General features: G+C 39.2%; 20 protein-coding genes. 7 read left to right on the top strand and 13 right to left on the bottom strand.

Annotation, left to right across the window (positions count from 1 at the left end; translation table 11 throughout):
• Window positions 1-143: 143 nt before the first annotated feature.
• The gene (locus tag A5816_RS02460) at window positions 144-698 is read left to right on the top strand and encodes an NADPH-dependent FMN reductase (RefSeq protein ID WP_002290264.1); all 555 of its coding nucleotides are present in this window, start codon (window positions 144-146) and stop codon (window positions 696-698) included.
• 210 nt (window positions 699-908) lie between these two features.
• On the opposite strand, the gene A5816_RS02455 is transcribed toward A5816_RS02460, so the two are convergent.
• From A5816_RS02455 to A5816_RS02435, 5 genes are all read right to left on the bottom strand, one after another.
• Window positions 909-1,430 (bottom strand): dihydrofolate reductase family protein, encoded by a 522-nt coding sequence (locus A5816_RS02455; RefSeq protein ID WP_086310601.1) that lies wholly within the window; start codon window positions 1,428-1,430, stop codon window positions 909-911.
• A gap of 18 nt (window positions 1,431-1,448) precedes the next feature.
• On the bottom strand, window positions 1,449-2,021 hold the full coding sequence (locus A5816_RS02450; RefSeq protein ID WP_086310600.1) for a DNA-3-methyladenine glycosylase I: 573 nt from the start codon (window positions 2,019-2,021) through the stop codon (window positions 1,449-1,451).
• Window positions 2,022-2,132: 111 nt separating this feature from the next.
• Window positions 2,133-3,551 (bottom strand): signal recognition particle protein, encoded by a 1,419-nt coding sequence (gene ffh, locus A5816_RS02445; protein ID WP_002291602.1) that lies wholly within the window; start codon window positions 3,549-3,551, stop codon window positions 2,133-2,135.
• Window positions 3,552-3,571: 20 nt separating this feature from the next.
• A complete protein-coding gene (locus tag A5816_RS02440; protein ID WP_002291603.1) occupies window positions 3,572-3,910 on the bottom strand; it encodes a putative DNA-binding protein in 339 nt (112 codons plus the stop codon).
• On the bottom strand, window positions 3,870-4,373 hold the full coding sequence (locus tag A5816_RS02435; protein WP_002291604.1) for a DUF523 domain-containing protein: 504 nt from the start codon (window positions 4,371-4,373) through the stop codon (window positions 3,870-3,872). The genes A5816_RS02440 and A5816_RS02435 overlap by 41 nt, the downstream gene beginning before the upstream one ends.
• A gap of 130 nt (window positions 4,374-4,503) precedes the next feature.
• Here A5816_RS02435 and A5816_RS02430 point away from each other — a divergent pair, with 130 nt between their 5' ends.
• Together A5816_RS02430 and A5816_RS02425 are read left to right on the top strand one after the other, a co-directional pair.
• Entirely contained in the window at window positions 4,504-5,208 is a 705-nt protein-coding gene (locus A5816_RS02430) for a response regulator transcription factor (RefSeq protein ID WP_002291606.1), read from the top strand.
• Window positions 5,205-6,941 carry an ATP-binding protein gene (locus A5816_RS02425; protein ID WP_086310599.1) on the top strand — a complete coding sequence of 579 codons (1,737 nt, stop codon included), beginning with the start codon at window positions 5,205-5,207 and terminating at the stop codon, window positions 6,939-6,941. The genes A5816_RS02430 and A5816_RS02425 overlap by 4 nt, the downstream gene beginning before the upstream one ends.
• A gap of 92 nt (window positions 6,942-7,033) precedes the next feature.
• Here the strand turns inward: A5816_RS02425 and A5816_RS02420 are convergent, their stop codons facing one another.
• From A5816_RS02420 to A5816_RS02410, 3 genes are all read right to left on the bottom strand, one after another.
• A complete protein-coding gene (locus tag A5816_RS02420) occupies window positions 7,034-9,505 on the bottom strand; it encodes a cation-translocating P-type ATPase (RefSeq protein WP_086310598.1) in 2,472 nt (823 codons plus the stop codon).
• Window positions 9,506-9,755: 250 nt separating this feature from the next.
• Window positions 9,756-10,646 carry a phosphate ABC transporter substrate-binding protein PstS family protein gene (locus A5816_RS02415; protein WP_002320320.1) on the bottom strand — a complete coding sequence of 297 codons (891 nt, stop codon included), beginning with the start codon at window positions 10,644-10,646 and terminating at the stop codon, window positions 9,756-9,758.
• 195 nt (window positions 10,647-10,841) lie between these two features.
• A complete protein-coding gene (locus tag A5816_RS02410) occupies window positions 10,842-11,324 on the bottom strand; it encodes a hypothetical protein (RefSeq protein WP_002291615.1) in 483 nt (160 codons plus the stop codon).
• A gap of 207 nt (window positions 11,325-11,531) precedes the next feature.
• Between A5816_RS02410 and A5816_RS02405 the strand changes: the two genes are divergently transcribed.
• Window positions 11,532-11,897, top strand: coding sequence for a hypothetical protein (locus A5816_RS02405; RefSeq protein ID WP_002313555.1), 366 nt, complete (start codon window positions 11,532-11,534; stop codon window positions 11,895-11,897).
• Between the two features lie 64 nt (window positions 11,898-11,961).
• On the opposite strand, the gene A5816_RS02400 is transcribed toward A5816_RS02405, so the two are convergent.
• Both A5816_RS02400 and A5816_RS02395 read right to left on the bottom strand, forming a co-directional pair.
• Window positions 11,962-12,537: a hypothetical protein gene (locus A5816_RS02400; RefSeq protein WP_002291618.1), complete on the bottom strand. Its 576-nt coding sequence runs from the start codon at window positions 12,535-12,537 to the stop codon at window positions 11,962-11,964.
• A 73-nt stretch (window positions 12,538-12,610) separates the two neighbouring features.
• A complete protein-coding gene (locus A5816_RS02395; protein ID WP_086310597.1) occupies window positions 12,611-13,903 on the bottom strand; it encodes a hypothetical protein in 1,293 nt (430 codons plus the stop codon).
• 257 nt (window positions 13,904-14,160) lie between these two features.
• Between A5816_RS02395 and A5816_RS02390 the strand changes: the two genes are divergently transcribed.
• The 3 genes from A5816_RS02390 to A5816_RS02380 are packed head-to-tail and all read left to right on the top strand — an operon-like array spanning window position 14,161 to window position 18,343.
• A complete protein-coding gene (locus tag A5816_RS02390) occupies window positions 14,161-15,105 on the top strand; it encodes a MoxR family ATPase (RefSeq protein ID WP_256925975.1) in 945 nt (314 codons plus the stop codon).
• 3 nt (window positions 15,106-15,108) lie between these two features.
• Window positions 15,109-16,182, top strand: a complete 1,074-nt coding sequence (locus tag A5816_RS02385; RefSeq protein WP_086310596.1) for a DUF58 domain-containing protein — start codon at window positions 15,109-15,111, stop codon at window positions 16,180-16,182.
• The gene (locus tag A5816_RS02380; protein ID WP_086310595.1) at window positions 16,172-18,343 is read left to right on the top strand and encodes a transglutaminase domain-containing protein; all 2,172 of its coding nucleotides are present in this window, start codon (window positions 16,172-16,174) and stop codon (window positions 18,341-18,343) included. The genes A5816_RS02385 and A5816_RS02380 overlap by 11 nt, the downstream gene beginning before the upstream one ends.
• A 112-nt stretch (window positions 18,344-18,455) precedes the next feature.
• On the opposite strand, the gene copB is transcribed toward A5816_RS02380, so the two are convergent.
• The 3 genes from copB to copZ are packed head-to-tail and all read right to left on the bottom strand — an operon-like array spanning window position 18,456 to window position 23,042.
• On the bottom strand, window positions 18,456-20,627 hold the full coding sequence (copB, locus tag A5816_RS02375) for a copper/silver-translocating P-type ATPase CopB (RefSeq protein ID WP_086310594.1): 2,172 nt from the start codon (window positions 20,625-20,627) through the stop codon (window positions 18,456-18,458).
• Between the two features lie 19 nt (window positions 20,628-20,646).
• Window positions 20,647-22,833: a cation-translocating P-type ATPase gene (locus A5816_RS02370; RefSeq protein ID WP_086310593.1), complete on the bottom strand. Its 2,187-nt coding sequence runs from the start codon at window positions 22,831-22,833 to the stop codon at window positions 20,647-20,649.
• Window positions 22,833-23,042: a copper chaperone CopZ gene (copZ, locus tag A5816_RS02365; protein ID WP_086310592.1), complete on the bottom strand. Its 210-nt coding sequence runs from the start codon at window positions 23,040-23,042 to the stop codon at window positions 22,833-22,835. Before copZ ends, A5816_RS02370 begins: the two co-directional genes overlap by 1 nt.
• Between the last annotated feature and the right edge of the window lie 9 nt (window positions 23,043-23,051).

The following is a 23,051-nucleotide window of genomic DNA, read 5'->3' as shown; positions in this document are numbered from 1 at the left end:
AAGAGGGTTGGCAATGGAGACTAACGATACTTCGCGATCATTTGTCAACTAAAACGAAACTTTTGCCAGTAAGTGTTTTTATTTGCTCCAGTTACTTATTTTTTGTAAGATTATTATAGATAGTTTGAAGGAGGAAAAATCGTATGACAAAAAAAATTGGATTTTTTATTGGTAGTTTAAGAAAAGATTCTTACAACAAAAAAGTAGCAGAAGCTTTTGCGAAATTGCTTCCTGAAGGGTACGAAAGTGTATTTGTAAAATTCGATGATCTGCCATTTTACAATGAGGATCTTGAAACCCCAGAAAAAGCTCCTGCTGAATGGACTCGTTTTCGTGAGGAAGTGAGCGGATTAGACGGTGTCGTTTTCGTTACTCCTGAATACAACCGCTCTGTGCCAGCAGTATTGAAAAATGCTTTAGATGTAGGCTCAAGACCTTATGGACACAGTGTTTGGGATCATAAACCAGGTTTAGTCGTTACTGCATCACCAGGTGGGATCGGCGGCTTTGGCGCAAACCACCATCTACGCCAATCACTTGTCTTTTTGAATGTGCCAACCTTGCAACAACCGGAAGCATATATCGGAAACGTTGCGAATCTAATTGATGAAAACGGCAATATCGTTGAAGGAACATTAAGTTTCTTCCAAACGATTTTAGATGCGTATCTAGATTTTTCTAACAAATTAGCAGAATAAAATCAGAACAATAATAAAAAAAGAGGCTGGGACAGAAGCGTTTAACTCCAAGAAATAAGAAGGAATTCACGAAAATTGCTTTTCAAATTTTTGTGAATTTCAGCTTATTTCCGAAGGAGTCGCTTCTGCTTCCGCCGTTTATATGTGTTTAGAGCGTGAGACAAAAGTAAAGAACACTTTTGTCTCACGCTCCTTTTGTTTTATTTACTTCTACTTTCGTACATAATGTAATTCGATAAATTCACCGAATCGTGTCGTATCTAGCAATTCAAAACGTGCTTCATAGGTTCCTTTTTGGAATAAAGGGATTCCGTCCCCTAATAATACAGGGGCAATCTGGATATACCATTCATCAATCATTTGATGTTCTACTAACGGTTTGATTAATCGACCTCCACCCACGACCCAGATATCTTTTCCTTCTGTCATTTGTAGATTTTTTAGAAAAGCAATAGGCTCTTCGTGTACGACCTCAGCATCTGGCAATTGTAATTGTACGTTAGTGGAAAAAACGAAATTCTTTTTCTCTGGATAAATTGCTCCGGTTTCCAAATATTTTTTTGCTTCCTGATAAGTTTTCCTGCCCATGATGGTCGTATCGATTGTTTCATAAAAAGCTTCATAAGTGGTTTGCTCACCTGTCGGAGTGTCAAAAAGCCATTGAAGATCATCCGTTTTCGTTGCCAAATAACCATCTAAACTTACAGCGCCATAAAATATGATTTTTCGCATGCTTTATTCGCCCTTTCTTTATTTTCTGCCGATACGTACGACCTCTTCTTTACGGAAACAACTGTCAAGGTGATCATTGATGATCCCGACTGCTTCTAAAAAAGCATAGATTGTCGTACTGCCAATAAATTTAAATCCTCTTTTCTTTAGATCTTTTGCTAACTCATCTGAAAGAGGACTTGTTGTCGGGACTTCTTCTTGTGAATGATAAGAGGAATCAACGATTTTTCCATTAGAAAACGACCAAAGATACTCAGAAAAACTGCCGATTTCTTCTTGAATCTTCAAGACTGCTTTAGCGTTTTGGACAGCTGCTTCGATTTTTCTGCGATTCCGAATAATTCCTTTGTTTTCCATTAGTTCGCTCATTTTTGTTTCTCCATAATTTGCGACTTTTTGGATATCGAATTGATCATACGCTTCATCGAATGCGTCACTTTTATTTAAAATCGTCTGCCAACTCAATCCTGCCTGATTGATGTCGAGCATCAATTTTCGGAACAGCTTTTGGTCATCATATTCAGGAACACCCCAGACAGTATCATGATATTGCCGCATATTTTCTGTCTGTTCACTCCACGGACATCTCATCTGTGCCACCTCTTCGTTTAGAGTAATTGTATCAGTAAAGAATAAAAATTGCTGATAGAAAAGCCCCGGCAGTAGACATTTTCTGTCTGTACCGAAGCTGTTTTTTCCATCTTATTTCCGTTTTTTCTTTTTCTTCTTATTTTTCTTGATCATTCGATTCATCGCCATTTTGCCTAGTTTTCCTTTGACGCCTGAACCAAACATTTGGTCCATACCTGGGATGTTCATATCCCCTTTGGACATTTGTTGCATCATTTTTCTTGATTCCTTGAATTGTTTGATCATTCGGTTTACTTCAACCACACTGTTTCCAGAACCGGCAGCAATTCGGCGGCGACGGCTTGGATTCAACAGATCAGGATTTGCTCTTTCTGCTGGTGTCATAGAATAAACCATCGCTTTTTTGCGTTCGACGTCTTTTGGATCTACCTTGACGTTTTCGATTCCAGGGACTTGATTCATTCCTGGGATCATTTTGATTAGATCTTCCAGTGGACCCATCCCCATCACTTGATCGAGTTGTTCAATAAAGTCATTGAAATCAAATGAGTTTTCCCGCATCTTCTGTGCAAGTTCTTCCGCTTTTTTCTCATCATAGTCTTGCTGCGCTTTTTCGATCAGTGTCAGCATATCACCCATACCAAGGATACGGCTAGCCATACGATCTGGGTGGAATACTTCTAAGTCAGTCAATTTTTCACCAGAACCGATGAATTTGATTGGTGCGCCTGTCACTGAGCGGATCGATAGTGCTGCCCCGCCTCGAGTATCCCCATCAAGTTTAGTGATGACGACTCCAGTAATACCCAATTGCTGATTGAAGCTGTCAGCTACATTGACGGCATCTTGACCAGTCATGGCATCGACAACCAGCAAGATTTCATTTGGTTGAGTCAATTCTTTGATTTGTTTCAACTCATCCATCAATGTTTCATCGATGTGCAGACGTCCTGCCGTATCGATCAATACATAGTCGTTTTTCTTTTCTCTTGCTAACTCCATCCCTTGACGAACGATTTCTACCGGGCTGACTTCTGTTCCCATGTCAAATACAGGAACATCTAGCTGTTGACCTAATACTTTCAATTGGTCGATCGCTGCTGGTCGATATACGTCCCCTGCGATTAGGAGCGGACGAGCATTTTCATTTTTCTTTAAATAATTCGCTAATTTACCGGTAAAAGTTGTTTTACCTGCCCCTTGTAGACCAGCCATCATGATAACAGTTGGTATTTTTGGTGATTTATTTAACTCTGCTGTTTCAGAACCAAGTGTGATTGTTAATTCTTCATCAACGATTTTTACGATTTGTTGTGCAGGTGATAAACTTTCCAGCACTTCTGCCCCTACCGCACGTTCGCGTACGCGTTTAGTAAAGTCTTTGACTACTTGCAAGTTAACATCGGCTTCTAGTAAGGCAAGGCGGATTTCCCGCATCATTTCTTTTACGTCAGCTTCTGATACTTTTCCTTTTTTTCTTAGTTTTCCCATCGCCTGCTGGAGACGTTCAGTTAAGCTTTCAAATGCCATATTTTCTTCATTCCTTTTATTTATTCTTCGATTGCTTGAATTTGTTGTACATATTCAAGCAGTTTTTTATCTTCCGGATACTTATCTGTAATATATGCGGTCATCTTTTCCAATATCTGTTCTCGGACAATATAATCAGAGAAGAGATGGAGTTTTTTTTCATAATCCTCCAAGATCTTGCTTGTCCGCTTGATATTGTCATATACTGCTTGACGACTTACTTCGTATTCTTCCGCGATCTCACCTAATGAAAAATCATCTGCATAATATAACTCCATGTAGTTCATTTGTTTTTCTGTCAATAAGGTCGAATAAAATTCAAAGAGCGCGTTCATTCGATTGGTCTTTTCGATTTCCATTCTGCTCACCTCTAGTTTTCAGCCATTCTTCATCAGAGAGCACAGTCATTTTTTGCTGAATAAAATAAGCAGTGGCCACTCCGGCGCCATTTTTTGTTATTCCGGAAAAGCTTCCATCATAAATCGAATGGGTTCCGCATGAAGGGCTTTTTTCCTTCATAATGACTAGATCAATGTGTTTTTCCTGCAATTTTTGATATGCTTTAATCGCGCCGTTTTTATACGCTTCCGTTACATCTTCGCCGCTTGTCGTCCATACTTTTGCTTGATCTTTCCACACATCGAACCCATTTCCACCAATGATTTCAGCAGGATCTCTAGGGATAGGCAATCCGCCGATTACTTCTGGACAGACCATGACAGCTTCGCCAGTTTCAACTAGTTCCATCAATTCTGGTACTTCTTTTTTCTGTCCATCATAGCGACAGGCTAGACCGCCTAAACATGCACTGATTCCAATCATTGACTGCTCTTCCTTTCTATTCAGCAAAGTGCCTTCCTATTATACCATTTATTTCTTTTGTAAAATAGCCCCTTGTACTGATTCTATGCTAAAATATAAACAGAATGAAACCTATTTAAAGGAGATTTGAATGAAAAAAATACTAGTTGTTGATGATGAACCTTCTATTGTGACGCTCTTGACGTTCAATTTGGAAAAAGAAGGCTATAAGGTAACCAGTGCCGCAGATGGAGGCGAAGGATTAGAATTAGCATTAGAACAATCATTTGATTTCATCATTTTAGATGTGATGCTTCCAACGATGGATGGCATGGAGATTACTCAGCGGCTGCGTCAAGAAAAAAATGAAACACCGATTTTGATGCTGACGGCTAAAGATGATCAGGTGGATCGGATCATTGGTCTGGAGATAGGTGCTGACGACTATTTGACCAAACCATTTAGTCCACGTGAAGTATTAGCCCGTATGAAAGCCATATTCAGACGGATCGAACCTCGTAAGCAATCAAAAGATGAAGCTGAGCCTGAATATCTATCGATTGGACAAATCACTGCTGATTTGACCAATTATCAAGTCACCGTAGACGATCATCTGATTGAACTCACACCGAAAGAATTTGAATTACTCGTTTATTTCATGAAACGAAAAGACCGTGTGATCGATCGCGACACATTGCTAGACCGCATTTGGAATTTTGACTTCGCAGGACAAAGCCGAATCGTAGATGTACACGTTAGTCATTTGCGAGAAAAAATCGAGCGAGATCCAAAACATCCAAAGTACTTGGTGACTGTTAGGGGATTTGGCTATAAGTTTCAGGAACCAAAACGATGAAATGGAAAAAAGTTTATGAACGTCTCTTCTTTCTTATTCTTTTGATCAGTTTGTTTTTTGGTGGTTGGCAATTGATCTCCCATTATTTCCAACAACAGATCGTCGAACAGCAAGAAAGCTACCTGACAAAAAAAGCACAACTACTGATCCGGCAATTAGATGTCGAAAACCTCCAAGCAGCGCAAAACAAAACTGCTTTGGAAGAATTCGTCCATCAGTCGAACGAACGAATCACTTTAATGGATGCTAATGGAAAAATCTTATTTGACACAAACAATGAAACATTGAATGAACAGCGAAGTTCTCGTCCAGAAATAAAAGCTGTATTGAATGGTGGGAACCTAGGCAGCGCTTTGCGTAAAAGTACTACTTTGAATGAGGATCTTTTATACGTCGCATTACCAGTCAAAAAAGGAGGCCAGTTAGAAGCCATTTTACGTATCGCAGAACCGACAAGCGGATTTTTACCGAGAACGGAAAGTTTTCGCCGTTGGGTCTTTTTCTTCTTTCTGTCTTTCTTCCTTGTTCTGGCAGGAATGATCTATTACCTGATCTACCAAAAAAATCAGCCTTTGAAAACTGTCCTGCCTGTTCTTAGAAAAATGGTACAAAATCCAAACCAAGCAGAAGTAATCATGCAGACACCTGACCAATGGGAGGAATTGTATCAAACAATCAATGCGCTGAGCGAACAAATGAGTAAGATGTATCGAGCGTATACTACAACAGAAGAACAATTGTACACATTATTAAATGAACTGATGATAGGCGTATTCCTGATTGATGATGCTGATTCTCGTTTGCTACTGCTTAATCCAAAGATGCAGTTGCATTTAAACGTGACAAGCTATGAACCCGAACAACGGTACACAGAAGTCATCCAAGAGCCAAAACTCATTCAGCTGATTCACCAAGTGACTCCTGAGCATCCGCTGATCCATCAGGAGATCACCATCACTGAAGGACGACAGACATTAGACTTGAGTTTGCGCTACTTTACTAATTCAGAAGGTACCGGACAGATTCTAGGGGTGGCGTATGACTTAACGAAAGTGCGACGTTTAGAAAAGCTACAAAAGGATTTCGTTGGCAACGTCTCTCACGAATTAAAAACTCCTGTGACTTCACTGATTGGTTTTACCGAGACTTTACTGGATGGTGCAAAAGAGGACCCGCAAACTCTGACTTCTTTTCTTGAGATCATGCAAAAAGATGCGATTCGGTTAGATAAATTGATTCGGGAAATCATCCAGCTGTCAAAAGACGGTGAGAATTCTTACGAGATCCAGACGATTTATACAGAACCTTATTTCCAGCAAATCGTTCAAAATTATCAGCCAATCATCGAAAAGAAACGGTTGACGATTCGATTGATTGGAAAGAACGAACCATTTACTACTAAAACAGATATCCTTTATCCAATCCTCAAAAATCTGATTGAAAATGCTGTCCAATACTCAAAAAACGACAGCGAGATCATTATCCGTTATCAGGCAACAGATGAATTATCGTTTTCTGTCCAAGACTTTGGTATAGGTATCGACATTGAGGATCAGGAACGAATCTTTGAGCGTTTTTACCGCGTAGACAAGGCGCGAAGCCGACATTCAGGCGGGACCGGACTAGGGTTAGCGATTGTAAAAGACTACGTGCAACTCCTTCATGGTACGATTACTGTAGACAGTCATCTTGGAACAGGTTCGACTTTCACCGTTACCATTCCGAAAATGTAAAAAAGAGCAACTGCTCGTGCGTTTTAAAGTTGGATGACTCATCCTGCTTCGAAAGATACACGAGCGGTTGCTCTTTTTTAAGACGATTTTCTTCAATTTTCTCGTTTAAATATCGATAGAAATTTTTTAACTACGCGACTAAACGGCTTTGGCTCTTTTTCATTTTTACGTTCAAACAAATATTCTACCAATGTAGTCAAATGCCTAAAAATCGAATCTGCCGAGAAAAATAGAATGCTCAACAGCAAAAGCGATACAGCTGAGATACCGGTGATTGAAAACAGTTTATGCAAAAAAACGACCGAAAAAAAGATACCGCTAGCACAGAAAAGAATGATCTGACTTCTGAATTTATTCAGAGGTGAACAGATTTTATAGAGAACGAGGAACCCTACTGCGATCAAAAGCATAGTAGATGCTGTAGAAACATCTGTTTTATTTAGATTCAAAGTCACCCCGCAGATTACCAACGCACCGACTACGATCATATCTGTTAGTCCACCTGGCACAGCCTTTTCCATCACATTCATGATGAATTTCCCTCTGATTCGCTTTTTGTTTTCTTCTAGAGCAAGCAAGAAAGATGGGAGTCCGATCGTAAACAAACTAATCAATGTAATCTGTGATGGTTCTAAAGGATAGGTCAAAGCAAAGATGACTGAAAACAGCGAAAGCAAAAAGGAGAAAATATTCTTCACTAAAAACAAGCTGGCTGATCGCTCAATATTGTTCACGACGCGCCGTCCTTCTGCAACAACTTCCGGCATGCGTGAAAAGTCAGAATCAAGCAAGACCACTTGTGAGGCCTGCATGGCGGCTTCATTGCCAGAAGCCATCGCTATACTGCAATCTGCTTCTTTCATGGCTAGAATGTCATTCACGCCATCACCTGTCATAGCTACTGTATTGTTACGCTTTAGCAATTGAACGAAGATTTTCTTTTGTTCTGGCTTGACGCGTCCAAAAACTGTATATTTTTCGACAGCTGCTTCATATTCTTCTTCTGATAATTTAGACGCATCAACGTACTGATCAGCATGTGAAATCCCTGCTTGGACAGCTACATTAGATACAGTGAGCGGATTATCTCCAGAAATCACTTTGATGGCTACTTGCTGTTTTTTGAAGTAATCGAATGTGGCTCTTGCTTCTTTTCTGATAGGATTAGCAATCAGAATATAGCCTAATGGTGTGACTGCTTCCGTTAATACTGGTTCTTCAAGAATCCCATCGTACACACCAAAGACCAACACGCGATAGCCTTTTTCAGCGAAAGAAACAAACTCTTCCGCATATTCCGACAACTGATCTCGCAAAACCATTTCGGGTGCTCCTAAAACATATACCTTGTCTTCCAACGCTACACTGCTGAATTTTTGGACAGATGAAAAAGGAATGACCTGGTGATAGGATTGATCAGTGGTTTTTGTAAAGTATTCTTTGACAGCTTCCATTGTTGCATTATCTCCTGCCATCGCTTTTGCATAGTCAGCAATGCGCTCTTCCAGTTGATCTGATTGGCTGATTATTTCTTGTTTTTTAGAGACAATCACTTTTTGGACAGACATTTTGTTTTCTGTGATCGTTCCTGTTTTATCTACACAAAGGACATTTACTCTTGCCAATGTCTCAATGCTTTTCATATTGTGTAAAAGAACTCTTTGCTTTGCTAGTTTAGTCGCACTTAATGCTAATGCAATCGTTGTTAGCAAGTACAGTCCTTCAGGTATCATACCGATCAATGCTGCTTCCATTGCGACGACACTTTCTTTCATCGTGTTTCCATTAAAAAAGTAACTTTGAGAAAAAAGCAGAATACCGATAGGAATAATGATGATCCCAATCCATTTGATCAATTGATTAAGAGAAGCAATCATCTCCGACTGTTCTCCTTCTCCCATTGTCTTGGCTTTGACTGTCAATTGGGAAATATACGAATCCGCTCCGACTTTGTCTAATCGGGCGTAAGCTTTTCCGGAAACAACGAAACTGCCGGACATCAATGGATCACCTATTTCTTTGGTTATCTCATCTGCTTCACCTGTTAATAAAGCCTCGTTGACTTGCAGTTTTCCTTCCACGACCTCTGCATCTGCTGGAATCTGATGTCCAGTCTCTAGAATAACAATGTCATCTAATACAAGATTTTCTACATCTACTGTTTGTTCTATCCCCTCTCTTATGACATTGACTTTTGCTGTATTCAACACATTCAATTCATCCAAGATTTTTTTGGATCGAATTTCCTGAAAGATAGCGATTCCTGTATTGGCTATGATAACTGGTAAAAAGGTCAAGTTTTTATAAGATTCTACTAGGCAAAGCAAAATGGCTAAGATAAGAAAGATCAAATTGAAATACGTAAAAATATTTTCTAATATAATTTGCTGGTTTGTTTTGAATGTGGGATCGACTGAATCGTTTGCTGCACCTTTTTCTATTCGTTCCTTAATTTGTTCTGCTGTCAATCCTTCTTTATACGAGGGAAAAAGACGGATAACTTTGTCAGATGATTTTTGTGTTCTTTTCTTTTTTTTACTTCGATTTGTCCATTTATTCTTCATGTGGCTACCTCGATCAATTTCGTTTTCTGGATATTTACAAACTTCTCCTATCCAGTATAGAACAGATATGAAAAGTGTTCCTCATATTAAGCTTGCATACACCTTTCATTCCTGTCATATAGCAAAAAAAGAGCGACGACAGTTCTATGTCGTCGCTCTTTTTCTCAATTAAAGGAAAAATCTATATGCGGGGAAACATAGTTGATTTTTCCTTGATAGTCACAATAACTGTAGGATATTTATCTGCTAGTTATTTGATATTTCCTTCGTGATCACGTTCTACTTCCATCATTGTGATTGGTAAATAACCCAATTCTTTGACAGGTCCTTCTTGGATTTCTTCTGTCATCATGTAGTCTAAGAATTTTTGGACTTCAGGGGAAGGTTTTCCGTTCGTGTACATATGTTCATAGGACCAGATTTTCCAGCTGTTATCCGCTACATTCTCTTCTTTTGGTTCTACACCGTCGATACTTAGTGCTTGTGTGGAATCATCGAGATATGAGAAGGCTAAATAGCTGATTGCTCCTGGTGTTTGACTTACAAGCTGCCGAACAGTTCCTGATGAGTCTTGTTCTTGGGACTGTATAGGTGTGGCACCATCTAGTCCCCATTTTTCAAATGTCGCACGGGTACCGCTGCCGTTTGCACGGTTCACAACGTTGATTTTTTGATCTTTCCCGCCAACTTCATTCCAATTAGTGATTTTTCCTGTAAAGATATCAATCAATTCCTGTTTTGTGATATCTTTGACACCTGTATCTTTGTTGACGATTGGTGCCATCCCGACCACTGCTACTTTATGATCCACTAATTTAGAGGCATCGATCCCGTCTCTTTCTTCTGCAAATACATCAGAGTTTCCGATAGTAACTGCTCCAGCTTCGACTTGGCTCAATCCAGTTCCGCTTCCTCCTCCTTGTACAGAGATTTGATAATTCGGATTTTCTTGCACAAAACTTTCTTGCGCTGCATCGACCAAAGGCTGTAATGCTGTCGAACCTACCGCAACGATTTTTACTTGTTCATTTGAGTCACTTGAATTATTTTGTGTGGCAGAGCCATCTGTATTTCCTGATCCTGAGCCGCATCCGGCTAAAAGAATTCCCATCATACCTAGAGTAAACAATACTTTTTTCATTTTATTGCTCCTTTCTTATTTACAACTAAAGTTTATCAGTCGACTGTAAATCCCTCGTATGGTTGCTGTAAAAATATAGTTAAGTTATGTAAAAATCATGTAAACGTTTTTCGGATTCTTTACACGATAATAAAAAAAGCATATGAGAAACAGGAGTTTTCCGCCGCTCATATGCTTGTTACCGATGATCCACCATCAACGGTTATTTTTTATAGATACAGATCGTTCACTTTTTATCCGGATCTCTGTCCAGAAGTAAAAGAATGTCGCAAGAATAAATGAGACAATGACTAAATAGAAACACGGTTTAATGGTCAAGAAATACATGGAAGGATACGCTGAATCCTTCAGTCCGCTCTCGCTCAAACCATTAGGGCCGATGATCATACGAGGCAACAAGGAAAACATAGATGTGAATATGAGTAAACAAGAAAAATAAAGCAGCTGCCAATTATAATGATTAATCAGAGATTTTGGCAGTAATAGACCTACACTTATCACTAAGTAAAAAACAGTCAAAGCTGGAAAATTTCTAGAAACCACAAATCCACTTCCTTGGATCAGCCCTAATATCTCTGCACCTTGCACAACAGCATTTACCCATGTAAAAGGTAGCAAAACGATAGGAAAAAACCAAAAAAATAAATAAAGCCGATCGATTACTGCTTTTCTTCTCATCAATGTTCCCCCAAACCAATTTTTCTTTCATCATACTATACAATTTTCTATCTAAAAAAATTAGGGGGAAAAACTTTTTTTTTAGAGATAATGGCATGAGAGTTTATTCATTTAATCTAGAAATAATGAAAAAGTAATTGATTATTATATGATTCAATTTACAATAAAACTAACAAAATAATAACACTTGTTAGGTGGTGACAAAATATGATAAAAACGTGTTGGAAGAATCTTCCATTGCTTTTATCTTTTGTTCCTTATGTGCATTTCGCTTTACTGCTTGATTTCTATTATCATTCCGTAAGCGGATTCATCACATTGATATTTTTATCTCTTTTTGCTGGATATTATTTCCAAAAAAGCAGGCGTATTTTATCTTTATTTATCGCCAATATTATATCTACTGTCACTTCCTATTTATTTTGCGTCAATTTTGCTGAATGGCGGTACTTTTATCATCCTTTAAAACCGACCCAACTGATTTTGATTCTAGCTGGCATTTACTTAGTTCCACAAATCCTTGGGTCATTATGGGCGGTAGCCTTATCTTATAAAAAAGCACGGCATCCCTAAAAAAACAAACCCTATATGTACAAAGAGAAGCTGTTTTTCTTCTTTTTGTACATATAGGGTTTTCTTATAATTCATGTAGAAAAATTTTCTTGATAATGATCTTATCCATCAATTGGGATTGACTGTTTTGCTCCCCTATGATTTCAGCGATGATGGTCCGATTTTGCGGTTTTCTTCTTAGCTGGTAATTGATTTTCCCGGTTTTCATCAATTCGCTGAGCATATCCACGACCCCGCCAAATCCGGTTTTTTTCGTAATAAAACCAAGTGCGACCATTCGTTCATCTAGATTTTTTGCTGTAATCGTCACACCAGTAATAAGCGAGTGCTGTAATGTTTGAGCCAGCTCTTCCATCCCTTCAGCATTGGATACGACGGAAGCTGTTTTATTGACAGATTCTTCGTGTATTTCTTTTTCCTTTGGTTCTTTCAGTTCCTCTTTCACTGTTTGACGAAGGACATCTAGTTCTTGCAAGAGCGTTTCGTATTGTTCTTGGGTCAGCATTACACCAGCTACTTTTTCCCGATTAAATATATATACGCCAGTTCCCGCGTCTCGCGCTTGAGCAAATACATCCATCGGCGATCGTTTTACTTCTGTGATCGAAGATGTGGGAACTTCTAATTTCTTTAATTCCAATGGATTTCCTCCTTTACTAATCGCTTTTTATTATAGCATAGACTGATTTGTTTTGATCTTTTTTCCAAAGGTTTTATCGGTTTTTCCCTAACCAGTAATTGATATCTGTAAGAAGTCTTTCGATACCAAATGAAGGATGGTACAGATACGTTTTTTGATCTTCGTTATGGTCTAATGGAAAAAAATGATCCGTAATCACTAGATCTGCATAACGAGGTGGTTTATTTCGAGTGCAGACATGAATTGAAATCCGTTTTCGATGTCTTAGCGTTTTGTTCAGTACCCCGGCAAGTCTTCTTGCTTCCTGATGTTCATAACGAAAAAAAAAGACGATTTTCACTTCAGGAGGATGGACATCTAAATAGCCCCGTTCTTGGAGTGTCTTAAGTAAAAGCATTCCCCACTCAACTGCGGGGTGTGCAAGTGCTTGTTGGATTGCTAGACGAAATTGATACAGTTTATCTTTGGAATTGGGAAACTTTTCTAATGTTTCCTGATAATAACGAACTTCTTCTTCCACCAATCGATCATGGATACCAATCACATAACGAAGCCATTCTTGGTAAAGTACTTTTGTCAGTTTTGATTTATTTCCATTTTCAAACTCACTATTCAGCCAAAACAGCGAATCAAGCTTTTCAGTTACGATCGTCAATTTCCGATAGTCTTGTGTCTCTTCTATCCGTTCCCACCGTTTTTCAGTAATCTGATTACAGCTCAAGCGCAAGATCGCTAGATAATTTTTTTCTTTTATTGGCAAAATCTGCTCTTCTCTAAAAAGTAATTCTGGAAACAACTCAAAGAAAAGGGTTCGACTGTCTCCTAAAATCTCGATTTCTGCTGGATCCTTTCGTTGCTTCAATAATTGGATGAACATCTCTGAAAAGGACTGCTCTCCATCGTCTGCAAAAAAATGGGGGAAATCTTTCAAGAAACAAAATAGCCGGTACCGTATTTTTCTTTCTGAACCAAAGATCTGCGCTTTTTTATAAGAAAACGAAAGGTGATACTCACCAAACCATTTTCTCAACCGCTCTTGTGTAGAACGATCATACTCCTGCTCATAAGGTTCATTCAACAGCAGATTTTTCAGTAGACAAAAAGGTGGTGATTGAATCAGAAAAACAAAAAGGAGGTAAGGTTCGCTATATCCTTGATCATAAACTAACTGAACGGTTTTCTTATGAAGAATCAGCTGGATTGGACAGTCGCTTTCTGCCAAACGTTTTAGATGCCGATCAACTGTTTTGACATCGATTTTCAGTTCTTCAGCTAGATCCGTTTTTCGCCAGATCAGATCTTTCATTAGGTTGATTAGTGAAAATAAATTCTGTGCATTTTTTGATAATAGTTTTTGCCATCTCATTGATCATCTCTCACCTAGTTTCTAAACATATTGTTTGATCAGAAAGGGCTCTTTTCTAAAAAGATAAAAAGTCCCTTTCTATTTACTTAATTACGCAAATTTCTCTCATTATTTTTTATTTTACTTAATTTAATTGTATTCTCATTTTAAAACGAATGTACTTTAAAAAAACATAATAAAATCACTTTGCTTGTAGGATGTATCCCCTTCCATTACAATTAAAATAAATAGTGATTTCATGAGAAGGTGATGTGGAAATGGAAGCTAAAATCGAAGAATCCAAACAAAAAATCGATCAGTTGATACAAGAATTAGAAAAAGCGGTCCTCGGTAAACGTTCCACTATCCAATTGATGATCGTTGCCCTGCTAGCAGGTGGTCATGTCTTGTTCGAAGATATTCCCGGTGTAGGTAAAACATTACTAGTCAAAGCACTAGCAAAGGCTGTGCAAGGAACCTTTAGCAGAGTCCAATGCACACCCGATCTTCTTCCTAGTGATATTTTGGGCTTTTCCGTCTATAACTCACAATCAAAAGAGTTTGAATTTCGTCCGGGACCAATCTTTACAACGATCTTGTTAGCAGATGAAATCAATCGTACGACTCCTCGCACTCAGTCAGCACTTTTAGAAGCAATGGCAGAGAATCATGCAACGATCGACAACAATACATACCCCCTAGACAATCATTTTTTTGTCTTAGCTACACAAAATCCAATCGAGTATGAAGGAACATATCCTTTGCCGGAAGCACAGCTCGATCGTTTTTTATTCCGACTACAAATTGGTTATCCTTCTTTTGACGACGAACTTCTGCTACTTTTGGATAAATTTGAAAAAGTGTTGGATAATTTGAAGGTCGTCTTGAACAGTCATGAAATAGAAGAAATAAAAACAAGTGTGGCGAATGTCTTTGTCAGTCCAGAAGTGGCATCTTATGCCTTGCAGTTAGTATCCGCAACAAGAACCCACTCTGCTATCCAGCTTGGTATCAGTCCACGAGGAAGCCTTGCCTTTATTCAGGCAGCAAAAGCCTATGCATTGATCCATGGGAGAAATTACGTCACGCCCAAAGATTTGCAGGATTTAGTTCCTTTCGTTTTTTCCCACCGCCTGATTTTTTACGATCGTTCATTGAAGGAAGACGAAAAGACACAAATGATCCGTGCCCTTGTTGCACAAATCCCAATTCCCGTGAGGTAGATAATGGAAAAAGCCAAAGATTATTTCATTAATTTTGTGTTATTTCTGATATATTTCGTCATTGTCTTTTTTGCTCTTGTATTCAACAATTCTTTAGGGTGGTTCTTATTGGCCTTTTTTACTCTTTATGTATCATGGAGTGTGTTTTCATTAAGCACCTTTCTAAAGAAACTTTCTGTTACTTGCACAGTCCAGCCAGTCGTTTATCGTAAAAAAAGTATACAGGTTATTTTTTCTATAGCCAAAAAGAGAGCTTTTTCTTTCCCTCTCCCTCGTTTACAGATCGTCTTTCCAGAGATCTTTGCAGAAAAAAAACAAGAAATATTGATCCTTACAAATAAACCGCAAGAAGTCCAAGTACTTTGGCAACCAAAAGAGAGAGGGTTCCATGAAGCATTAACCGTCATTTTTACAGCCTATGATAGTCTAGGACTTTTTAGAAAAAGGACAAGAAGGGAGCTTTCTTTTCCTGTGACTGTTCTTCCTGCTTTTCATAAGACTCAAGCAGAAACATTGCAGAGAGTTCTGGAAAAAAAACAACAGCTGAACGCGTATCAAAAAGGTCTTGATTTTCGAGAACATCGCTCTTATCGCCCCGGCGATTCTTTTAACCGAATCGATTGGAAATTGTCTGCTCATAGTCAAGAGTGGTTATATCGCGATTACGAGTATCAAGAAGAAGAATATTCTCCGCTTCTTTGCTTTTGGGGTTCACCTAGCTTGAAATTTGACCATCTGCTAGATTTGTATTTTTCTTTATGGCATCTGAGAAAAGAAAAGCAGCCAGAACTTCTGATATTAGGCGACCGTATCTTTCATGGCAAAGATCCTGGATATACCTATTTTGCTTCTTTGAACGCTGGAGATGAGAAAACTTTTTTGGCACACTTGAAAAAACAGGCAAAAAAACAAATCGTCCTCTTTATTCCTGAGCATTCTCCTGAAGTCTCAGAAGCTGTCGAAACATTGTCGAAAGATCGAACGGTCTATCTTGTTTATTTCGCAGAAAAACAAATCATGATCCAAGAAAAAGACAAGGTATGTTCACTGCCAGGAGGTGAATGGATTGACGATTAAATGGGAAAAATACCTGCGTGGCGTTTACTCCTTTATGATGCTAAGTGTAGGTGCTCCGATATTTGTAGCAGCTAATCAATTGCAAAACAGCTACCCTCTTATCCTAACTATTGGTATCCTATGTCTTATTGTCTGCTGTATTCCTAAAAAATGGGTACGATTGCTGCTTTCTTTGCCAGTAATGATTGGCTGCTTGTTTACCTATTTTCCTTCAAAGATATTTTCTTTATTATGGGTCTTACAGTTTTTTTCGTCAGTTACAGAGGAATTCTTCCATCTATCCCAAGGTAAACTTCATTATTTACCAGAAAAGACAGCTTTTTTTCTTATATTGTTGTTGATCTATTTATTTATTACTTTGACCGTGGATTACGACTATTGGTATGCACCCTTTCTTGCGTTGATGGGTTACTTCATGATGCTTACCGTTTTTCGGGAAAAAGAACTATTGTACGAAATGATTGCGGTAGTAGCTGTTTTATGCGTATATTTGGCAGCAAGGCAATTTTTCTCCATCCGATTGTTGTCGGGAAACGCTCGATTCCAGTCGTTTACTACGATCCTGCTTATTTGTTTGTTCACTTTCAGCGCCATCTTGCCTTTATATCTCCCAAAAGTACACCAATCTCTTGAGGAAACGAGTGAACCGATCCGAGAATATCTTAATGATGAGGGGCTTTATGACACACTCCATGAGTACCAATTAACCGGAAGTGCCAGAACGGGTTTCAGTGAAAATGATGAACAACTTGGTGGTCCATTGTATGATAATGGCGAAGTTGTTTTTACAGCGAACCAGAAAGTAAACGGCTATTGGAAGATAGAAAATAAGAATCATTATACCGGTTCTGGATGGGTAGAAGATCCGGATGCACCCATCCAACCAATCCAAGAATTTCCTGTTGATATCACAAGCTACCAAACAGTTATGGAAGAAAAAGAAAACATTACATTGACGCTAAAAAACCAAGCTTTCTTACCTTATCCTTATGGAAATACTACCTTGACTGATTTTTCATTAGCCAGTGGACAAACGCTTTACTATTTGCCTGAAAGCCAACGATTCATCCCTGTCCCGAATGAATCGACGCGATTGGCGTCCTTACAAACAGAAAGATTAGCTTTTACGAGAGAAGAATTAAAAAGCAGTCAGTTAGAGGCCGATGATTTAGAAAATCAACAGACAAATCTTCAGTTGCCGAAAGGTTTGCCTCAACGTATTGAGGACTTAGCGATCGAATTGACCAAAAATGAAGCAACTTTAATTCGTAAAGTCGAAGCTGTCGAACAGTATTTGAAAACAAGCGGGAATTTTCGCTATTCCAAAACGGATACCGGACATACGCCTAAAGAACGCGATTATGTAGATTATTTCCTCTTCGATTCAAAAATCGGCTATTGTGACAACTTTTCAACTGCTATGGTCGTCCTTCTTCGCACGCTAGGCATCCCTGCTCGGTGGACAAAAGGGTTTACGGATGGGATTAGAACAGGAACAGATGAGCAAGGAAATGAGGAATACAGCATTCTCAATAGTCATGCTCATTCTTGGCCAGAGGTGTACTTTCCTGGGTTTGGCTGGCTCCCATTTGAACCAACCCCTTCATTTGCCAATCCAACTATTTCACAACCAGCCGCTGAAACAACAGAAATCGTCCACTCTGCTGAAGAACAACCAAAAGAAAGCGAAAATATAGCAGAAACTATTTCCAGTGAGAAACCTGAGGCTATTTCGTCAGATAACACGACACTCACACCGTCTTATAAAATCGTCTTATTCAGCCTTGGGGTGTGTTTATCCGTCTTGTTGTTCTTTCTATTGTTATTTAGAAAATCTCTGCGCTGGACAAGTTATCTTATCTATCTTCATTTTTTTGCTTCTACTAATGCGGTTGCGTATCAAAAACTTCTCCACCATTTGGAAACACTGGTACCGCGCAAACCCGCAGAATCTTTGCAGGCATACAGCCAACGAATAGAACAAACATTCGATCTAGATCAACGTTTCATTCGATTAACTGCTCAATATGAAGCAGAAATATATGGACAACAAGCAGATCCGGTAAAATTCGATAAAAAAACCTATTTAGAACTAACGCATATAATAAGAAAAACGGTATACAAAAAGGTTATGACAAAAGGGAGCAGCTTCAAAAAATAAGATAAAATTACTAGAGAATCTACTTCTGGAATGCCGAGAACCAGCTGATTGAGCATCGATTATTCGTAAAAAAAGGTTGTGACACGTGTTTTGTCACAACCTTTTTTCATTATTATTTGATTTTCAATGTCAAAGCATTCAGCGCTACGACTACCGTACTTAATGACATCAAGACAGCACCAACTGCTGGACTTAATAGGATACCAATTGGTGCAAGTATTCCGGCTGCTAGTGGGATTGCGAGAATATTGTACCCTGCTCCCCACCAGAGGTTCTGGATCATTTTCTTTCGCGTTTGCTTAGCTAAATCAAGGAAATGCAAAATATCTTTTGGATCGCTGTTTGTCAAGACGACATCCGCAGAATCGATTGCGATATCTGTTCCTGCACCTATTGCCATCCCAATAGAAGCACGGGCTAAACTTGGCGCATCATTGATCCCATCACCCACCATGATTACTTTTTTCCCTTGGTCAAGATATTTCTGGACAACAGCTTCTTTATCATCTGGTAATAAACCGCCGTAATATTCTTCGATCCCTAAATAATCTGCTACTGCTTGAGCAGCATTTTTATTGTCGCCAGTAAGCATGACTGGAGTGATTTTTCTTTCCTTTAATGTTCGGATAAACTCTTTTGCTTCTGTTTTTACTACGTCACCTAAAGCAACGATTGCAGCTAGATGATTTTCTAAAATCAGGAAGCTGATGGTATTTCCTTGTTCTTGGTAAGGTTTCAATAATGCTTGTTCTACGTTTAATCCGAGACGCTCAACTTCTTTTTCATTAACTATTTTCACTTGTTGGTTTTTGACTGTTGCCTCTAGCCCAACTCCTGAAAGATTTTTTAGATTTTCGGCTTGATAAGGCTTGATTGCATGTTTTTTCAAATAATTCATAATGCCAACAGCCAATGGATGATTGGCATTTGCTTCCAATGCTCCTAAATATTGAAGGATTTCATTTTTATTGAACGCATCATCAAGAACTTCGACACCCGTTACCGTAAATTTTCCTTCTGTCAGTGTCCCGGTTTTGTCCAGCATGATCACATCTAGATCATTGGCTTGCTCTAGTGCGTTGCGGTTTTTCAAAAGCAATCCGTTTTTAGCGGCGATCGATGTGGAACGAGCAACAACTAATGGGATAGCTAAACCTAGAGCATGGGGACAGGCGATGATAAAGACAGTGACCATACGTTCCAATGCATTAGGAAGATCTGTCAAGAACAACCATGCGATAAATGCCAAGATACCGACAATTAAGGCAACATAAAACAGCCATTTTGCCACTTTGTCTGATAATGACTCTAGCTTGGATTTTTCTCCTTGTGCTTTTCGCACCATTTCCATAACCTTCGCTAGATAACCATTTTCACCAGTTCCAGTTACTTCGATTTCGATCGTTCCATCCCCATTGATAGAACCGCCGATCACTTTGTCATTGGCTCGTTTTTTGATTCCTTTTGATTCGCCAGTCACAGCTGATTCATCAACGATTGTTTCACCTTTCAAGATAACACCATCTGTTGGCATTTTGTCACCGGAACGGACGATCAAATGATCGCCTTCGTTTACTTCTTTTAGTGAGACTGTCTCTTCTTTTCCTTCATTTGTCAAGCGTTTCACTGATTCTGGCAGTAATTCTGCTAGTTTTTGTAAAGCATTGCTGGCATTCGAAACAGCGTTCATTTCGATCCAGTGACCTAGCAACATAATGACGATCAATGTAGCTAATTCCCAGAAGAAATCCATGACGTGCGTATGAGGATTGATCAGATTCGCGATAAACGAATAGACACTATAAATATATGCAACTGTAATCCCCATCGCGATCAGCGTCATCATAGCAGGACTTTTTTGTTTCAATTCCATTTTTGCCCCGCTTAAAAATGGCTGTCCGCCATAGATAAACAGTATAGTTGCTAAGATCAGTACGAGCCAATCCGAACCAGGAAATGTTATTTGGAAGGGAAATTCCATTCCCATCATTGGTGAAAAAAGAATGATTGGGATAGCTAGGATAAGCGATAGCCAAAATTTTTGTTTGAAATTCCCCATGTGCATGGAATGATCCATGCCGCCATGATCGTGATCCATGTGCATCGAATGGTCCATTTGTTTGCTGTCCGCTATATCTCCATGGTTATGTTCCATATGCATTGAATGGTCCATCTGGCTATGGTCATGCTTCATCTCCATCTGTTTTTCGTTTGAATGAGCACTTTCTTTGTTTCCTGCTTCTTTTTTATGCTCCTGTTTTTTCTCCATATCGTTCCCATTCATTTTTACTCCATCCCTTCTCTTACTTTTTCATGTGCTGATTTAAGCTCAGGGAGTTCAACAATACACTGACGGAACTAAACGCCATCGCTCCTCCTGCAATGATTGGATTCAAAAAGCCTAATGCAGCAAAAGGAATGCCAATCGTATTATAGACAAAAGCCCAGAAAAGATTTTGTTTGATTTTTCTCAATGTCATTCTAGACAACTCGATTGTTTGAGCAATGGACGCCAAACTACTATTCATCAGCGTTACATCTGCTGTTTCCATCGCGATGTCCGTTCCACTTCCCATTGCCATACCAACATCAGCTAATGCGAGAGCTGGCGCATCATTGATTCCATCGCCTGCCATACCGACTTTTTTGCCATCTTTCTGCAGTTTTTCCACATAGGCTGCTTTATCCTCTGGAAGTACTTCGGCAAAGATGTGCACTGGATCAATACCCACTTGTTTACCGATCGTTTCGGCTGCCAGTTTGTTGTCTCCTGTCAACATAAAGACATCTAATCCTTTATCCTGTAACTGCTTGATTGCTTGTTTGGCTTCTTGTTTGATTTGATCTGCCACGGCAATCAGCCCGATTACTTGCTTTTCATCAGCTAAAAACATGACTGTTTTTCCCTGCTGTTCTAATTCTAACGCGTGATCTTGGTATTCATCAAATGATAGGTTCAATTCAATTAATCGTTTACGTGTACCCGCAAAATAGCGTACTCCGTTAATCGTACCGCTGATTCCAGCACCTGGGTGAGCTGTAAAATCAATCATATCGTATGTTGCTACTTCTTGCAGTTTTCCGTATTCCACGATTGATTTACCTAGTGGATGTTCAGAAGCTTGTTCTAAAGTATAAAAAATAGATAGGACTTCTTTAGAACCGACTAGATCTGTAACTTTGGGCTTTCCTTCTGTAATCGTTCCAGTTTTATCCAAAACAATGCTGTCTAAGTGAGCAGCTGCTTCTAATGCTTCTCCGCCTTTAATTAAGATTCCGTTTCGTGCGCCAACACCCGTTCCTACCATGATAGCTGTTGGAGTCGCTAAACCTAATGCACATGGACACGCAATGACTAATACAGAGACGCTATGGATCAATGCAAGTTGCCAATCACCCGCGATCAAACCTGTCGCCACTAGCGTGATGAATGCAATGACTAAAACGATCGGAACAAAAATCCCTGAGATTCGATCTGCGATTTTTTGAATTGGTGCTTTGCTTCCCTGAGCGTCTTCCACCATTTGGATGATTTGAGCTAAAACTGTCTGCTTACCAACTTGTGTGACTGCCATGTGAAGCAGACCATTCGTATTGATTGTTCCGCCAAAGAGTGTGTCATCTGGATTCTTTTCTACAGGAAGACTTTCGCCAGTAAGCATACTTTCATCGATCGCACTACTTCCTGAAATGATTCGACCATCTGCTGGGATCTGCTCACCAGGACGGATGACTAGCTGATCGCCAACGACAACTTCTTCAATCGCTAACGTTTCTTCTTTACCGTTTCTTATCACTTGAGCTGTTTTTGTTTGAAGAGACATCAATTGTTTGATTGCATTACCTGTTTTCGTTTTTGCTGTATGTTCCAAATATTTGCCGAGCAAAATCAGCGTGATGATCATACTGCTGCTTTCAAAATAAAGATCTTGGGGATGTCCACGGAAAAATCCGTTGTAAATGCTCAATGCAAAAGCAGCTGATGTTCCAATTGCTACCAGTACATCCATATTTGGTGCTTTCGTCTTGATTGCATGATACGCCCCTTTATAAAAACGTGCACCAACATAAAATTGAACAGGGGTAGATAGGACTAACTGAACGATTGGCAAATGAAAAAAGTGAACAATTCCCGCATGGCTCCCCAACATCATGGCAATCATTGATAGCATCAATGGCAAAGTCAAAATCGTACTCAATACAAGATCGAATAGCATTTTTTTCAAATATGCTTGCTTTTCTTCCGCAATTTTTTGTTTATGGGCTTCATCGTACAAAATCGCACCATAGCCGATATTCTCTACGCTTTGGATTAATTTTTCAGTGGTCGTCCCTTCATATTTGACACTTGCTTTTTCAGTGGCCAAGTTGACTGTGGCATTGACAACACCAGGTTGTCCGTTCAGCTCTTTTTCGATCCTAGCAGAACAATTTGCACAAGTCATACCTGTAATGACGAATGTGTCCATTTTGGTTTCTGCTGCTGCCATCAAATCACCTCTGCTTTATATCCCAATCCATTGATTGCTTGACAAATCTTTTCGGATTGGACTTTTGTTTCATCAAACTTGACCGTACCGTTTGCTTTTTTCAAGTTCACTTTTACTTTCTGTACGCCGTCAAGTGAGCTTACCGCTTCTTCGACTCTTGCAACACAATGATTGCAGCTCATACCTTCGATTGAAAATTGTTGTTTCATTTTTTCTTC

It is taken from the genome of Enterococcus sp. 3G1_DIV0629 (assembly GCF_002141285.1).
In the GTDB taxonomy this organism is placed as follows: Bacteria; Bacillota; Bacilli; order Lactobacillales; family Enterococcaceae; genus Enterococcus_B; species Enterococcus_B lactis.
The sequence above is the reverse complement of the archived record's forward strand: the minus strand, read 5'-3'. Positions and strand labels throughout refer to the sequence as shown.

Coding starts and splice junctions, on each gene's coding strand:
- A5816_RS02450 (WP_086310600.1), bottom strand. CDS start 2,021: ATGAGATGTCCGTGGAGTGAACAGACAGAAAATATGCGGCAATATCAT.
- A5816_RS02420 (WP_086310598.1), bottom strand. CDS start 9,505: ATGAAGAATAAATGGACAAATCGAAGTAAAAAAAAGAAAAGAACACAA.
- A5816_RS02455 (WP_086310601.1), bottom strand. CDS start 1,430: ATGCGAAAAATCATATTTTATGGCGCTGTAAGTTTAGATGGTTATTTG.
- A5816_RS02370 (WP_086310593.1), bottom strand. CDS start 22,833: ATGGCAGCAGCAGAAACCAAAATGGACACATTCGTCATTACAGGTATG.
- A5816_RS02415 (WP_002320320.1), bottom strand. CDS start 10,646: ATGAAAAAAGTATTGTTTACTCTAGGTATGATGGGAATTCTTTTAGCC.
- copZ (WP_086310592.1), bottom strand. CDS start 23,042: ATGAAACAACAATTTTCAATCGAAGGTATGAGCTGCAATCATTGTGTT.
- A5816_RS02385 (WP_086310596.1), top strand. CDS start 15,109: ATGGAAAAAGCCAAAGATTATTTCATTAATTTTGTGTTATTTCTGATA.
- A5816_RS02425 (WP_086310599.1), top strand. CDS start 5,205: ATGAAATGGAAAAAAGTTTATGAACGTCTCTTCTTTCTTATTCTTTTG.
- A5816_RS02395 (WP_086310597.1), bottom strand. CDS start 13,903: ATGAGATGGCAAAAACTATTATCAAAAAATGCACAGAATTTATTTTCA.
- A5816_RS02440 (WP_002291603.1), bottom strand. CDS start 3,910: ATGGAAATCGAAAAGACCAATCGAATGAACGCGCTCTTTGAATTTTAT.
- copB (WP_086310594.1), bottom strand. CDS start 20,627: ATGAATGGGAACGATATGGAGAAAAAACAGGAGCATAAAAAAGAAGCA.
- A5816_RS02435 (WP_002291604.1), bottom strand. CDS start 4,373: ATGATTGGAATCAGTGCATGTTTAGGCGGTCTAGCCTGTCGCTATGAT.
- A5816_RS02405 (WP_002313555.1), top strand. CDS start 11,532: ATGATAAAAACGTGTTGGAAGAATCTTCCATTGCTTTTATCTTTTGTT.
- A5816_RS02410 (WP_002291615.1), bottom strand. CDS start 11,324: ATGAGAAGAAAAGCAGTAATCGATCGGCTTTATTTATTTTTTTGGTTT.
- A5816_RS02460 (WP_002290264.1), top strand. CDS start 144: ATGACAAAAAAAATTGGATTTTTTATTGGTAGTTTAAGAAAAGATTCT.
- A5816_RS02390 (WP_256925975.1), top strand. CDS start 14,161: ATGGAAGCTAAAATCGAAGAATCCAAACAAAAAATCGATCAGTTGATA.
- ffh (WP_002291602.1), bottom strand. CDS start 3,551: ATGGCATTTGAAAGCTTAACTGAACGTCTCCAGCAGGCGATGGGAAAA.
- A5816_RS02430 (WP_002291606.1), top strand. CDS start 4,504: ATGAAAAAAATACTAGTTGTTGATGATGAACCTTCTATTGTGACGCTC.